3 protein-coding genes are annotated in these 3512 nt (G+C 34.1%); 2 read left to right on the top strand and 1 reads right to left on the bottom strand.

Annotated elements, in window-relative coordinates:
* Nucleotides 1-142: 142 nt before the first annotated feature.
* A complete protein-coding gene (locus SVN78_09440; protein MDY6821828.1) occupies nt 143-1519 on the bottom strand; it encodes a hypothetical protein in 1377 nt (458 codons plus the stop codon).
* A gap of 180 nt (nt 1520-1699) precedes the next feature.
* On the opposite strand from SVN78_09440, the gene SVN78_09435 reads away from it, so the two are divergent.
* On the top strand, nt 1700-2752 hold the full coding sequence (locus tag SVN78_09435; protein ID MDY6821827.1) for a class I fructose-bisphosphate aldolase: 1053 nt from the start codon (nt 1700-1702) through the stop codon (nt 2750-2752).
* Between the two features lie 200 nt (nt 2753-2952).
* Nucleotides 2953-3512 (top strand): M20/M25/M40 family metallo-hydrolase (locus SVN78_09430; protein MDY6821826.1); only part of this gene is annotated, 560 nt, incomplete at its 3' end.

Raw genomic sequence — 3512 nt, 5'->3', positions numbered from 1 at the left:
TAATCATTCTTTCACATAACCTAAATACAGAAAAAGGCATAAAGAAGGCCACCTCTGATATATTAGATTTTATACCTTTAATAGACTAGAAGGGTTTTATCCTAAAAAAGGTTTATCTTTTTTGATTTTGTTTATATCTTAATTATTCAACTGAATTTAAGCGGGGCAGTATATAGGAGGGCTGTTCCCTTTCATCTAATCTTATCTCAGTAGGTGCCTGTATAATAGTTTCAAATTGATAGCGTGCAAGTTGTCCATAATAATTTGAGCCCCAACCATAGATTCTATTATCCTCAGTTATTACTAAATTGTGGAAAAAACCTGCTGAGATCTCCTTTACTTTTGGTAGATCCTTAACTTTTACTGGCAAGGTGCAATACTCCCTATCTAAATTTGGTATACCAATCTGGCCATATGAATTATCTCCCCACGCCCAGAGAGAGCCATCTGAATCAAGTGCTAATGAGTGGTCTTGACCAGCTGAGATCTGAACAATAGTTGTATTATCTGGAAATTCAACCCTCATAGGTATGTTAGAATATTTAGATACATTACCTCTACCTAATTGACCCTTATCATTTCTACCCCATGCCCAGAGGGATCCATCTTCCATAAGGGTTAACGCATGATCACCACCAGCTGATATATCTACAATTTGAAGCTCTTCGACTTCTTCAGCTTTATCTGTCTCAAGAGGTATTATTGAGTATTCACTTGTATAGTTGATCATATTATTAATAAGTGTTCTAAGGGGCATTAGAAATAGTTCATTGGGAGGCATTTGTATTGGAACAAGATCTACTCCTAATTGACCATATTTATTATCTCCCCATGTAAAGGCATCCCCATCACTGCGCAGTGCTATAGAAAAGGAATTACCTGCTGAAACATCTATTATAGTAAAATCATTCCTACTTTGCGGGTTATATACCTTATATGGTTTATATAGATAACTCATATTTCTATCATTTATACCAAGCTGACCTGCAAAACCTTCACCCCAAGCATAAAGTGCTAGCTCGTCATTATTAGTAATAATAAGGGTATGATAACAACTTGAAGTTATATCATATATATTTTTTACTTCCTCTACTATAGTAGGTGTATAGCTCTCATTATAATAGCTAGGTCCACTATATTCTTGGCAACAATCATCTATTTCGCTATCTCCAACACCCACCATTAAATAGTTAAGCAGATTTTCCCCCCAAGCCCAGAGGTTGTTATCTTTATCAATTGCAAAGGAGTTGTTGCAGCTAGCAAGGACTTTTTCAATATTTTTATCACTTAATGAGTCTAACTTTACAGGGTATATCCTATCGGTAGTCGTACCATCACCTAACTTGCCAGAATAATTATTACCCCAGGCAAAGACTTCCCCATTTTCATTAACATAGAGAGAATAATCTTTCCCGGCTGATATTGTGCCAGCAGCATTGGCCATACTTTTGGCAAACTCAATTAAGAAGACAACTAAAATAAAAGACACTAAACATATTATATAAATATTCTTCCTCATAGTTTACCCTCTTTTTAATTTTAAAGCTTTAAATTAATTTTTAATATTATAACAAAGATTTACCTAAAATAAAATTAAAAGTATTAAAATAGATGTAAAGAAATTTTAAATTCTTGTAAATATCAATATTAATTATTAATATATTAATATGGTAAGCTAAATAAAAAATAGGAGGTAGTTATGATTGAAAGGATAAGGGAGTTATTGGGTGATGAGGCAGATGAATTATTAAACTATAAGCCAGTATTTTCAAAAGAAGGATTAATCTTACCAGGTGGCGATTTTGTAGATAGGGTATTAGCTTTATCAGATAGACCAGCCTCAGTACTTAGAAATTTTAATACAATTATGAATCATGGGAGGCTTGCTGGGAGTGGTTATTTATCAATATTGCCTGTGGATCAAGGTATTGAGCATAGTGCTGGTGCATCATTTGCCCCAAATCCAATATATTTTGATCCTGAGAATATTGTAAAATTTGCAATCGAGGGTGGTTGCAATGCAGTTGCATCTACATTAGGCGTTTTAGGTGCACTTTCTAGAAAGTATGCACATAAGATACCCTTTATTGTAAAATTAAATCACAATGAGTTATTAACCTATCCTAACACCTATGATCAAATTCTCTTTGCCCAAGTTGAGCAAGCTTTTAATATGGGAGCTGTTGCTGTTGGAGCAACAATATATTATGGATCAACGGAGAGCTCTAGACAAATCCAAGAAATTACTGAGTGTTTTAGATATGCCCATGAATTAGGATTAGTTACTGTGTTGTGGGCTTACTTAAGGAATAGTGCCTTTAAGAGGGAAGATAAGGATTATCATACATCAGCAGATCTAACTGGTCAGGCAAATCATTTGGCAGCTACTATAGAAGCTGATATTATTAAACAGAAACAAGCTACAAATAATGGTGGTTTTAAAGCATTAAAGTTTGGGAAAACACATGAGAAGGTATATTCAGAGCTTACAACAGATCACCCAATAGATCTAACGCGTTATCAGGTAATGAATTGTTATATGGGTAGAGCTGGTCTTATAAATTCAGGAGGGGCATCAACTGGAGCAGGGGATTTCTCAGAGGCAGTAAGAACAGCTGTAATTAATAAGAGAGCTGGTGGAATGGGGCTTATTACTGGTAGGAAGGCATTTCAAAGACCAATGGAAGAGGGTGTGAAACTACTAAATATCATTCAAGATGTATACTTATGTGATGAGGTGACTGTGGGCTAGAGTTATATTGTTAGGGTAAAAAATACAACAATAATTTTATATATTACTTTTATAAAATAAGTAGAATTCTGTGACATAAGAAATAGTAGGTTGCTAGCATTAAATAAAGATAGTTATAAAAATTATATATTATATTGACATTAATTAAAGGTTTTGATAAAAACTTAGTATAAGAATATAATATTGTTTGGAGTGATATAATGCGTAAATATTTGTCTATCTTTATTTTATTTCTATCTATGGTAACGTTTAATATTAGCGGGTTTTCACAAAATGGTATAGGGGGTAATAATTTGTTATCGGGGCTTTCACCAGAGACTTTTTGGCAGTATTTTAATGAAATTACAAAAATACCAAGATGTTCAGGTAATGAAGAAGAAATTAGGCAGTGGGTTGTAGAGCAAGCTGAATCCTTGGGGTTAGATGTCTTTGTTGATGAATATGGCAATGTAAAGATTGAAAAGAGTGCTTCCAAAGGCTATGAAGACCATGAAGGTGTAGTATTACAAGGCCATCTTGATATGGTTTGCAGTCCAGCTGATATGACTTTTCCTTTACAGTTAGAGATTAATGGTGGTTGGTTGACGGCAAATAATACTACCCTTGGTGCTGACAATGGGGTTGGTATTGCTCTTGCTTTAACTGTTTTAGCAGATAGTTCAATAAAACATCCCCCTTTAGAGGTTCTCTTTACAGTTGAAGAAGAAACAGGTTTAGACGGGGCTAAAAACCTAAGAGAAGATTTTATTAGATATAGAAA

It is taken from the genome of Deferribacterota bacterium (genome assembly GCA_034189185.1).
GTDB lineage: Bacteria > Chrysiogenota > Deferribacteres > Deferribacterales > UBA228 > UBA228.
The sequence above is the reverse complement of the archived record's forward strand: the minus strand, read 5'-3'. Positions and strand labels throughout refer to the sequence as shown.

Excerpts from the sequence above, each read along its gene's own strand:
- SVN78_09440 (MDY6821828.1), bottom strand. The coding sequence starts at position 1,519 with ATGAGGAAGAATATTTATATAATATGTTTAGTGTCTTTTATTTTAGTT.
- SVN78_09435 (MDY6821827.1), top strand. The coding sequence starts at position 1,700 with ATGATTGAAAGGATAAGGGAGTTATTGGGTGATGAGGCAGATGAATTA.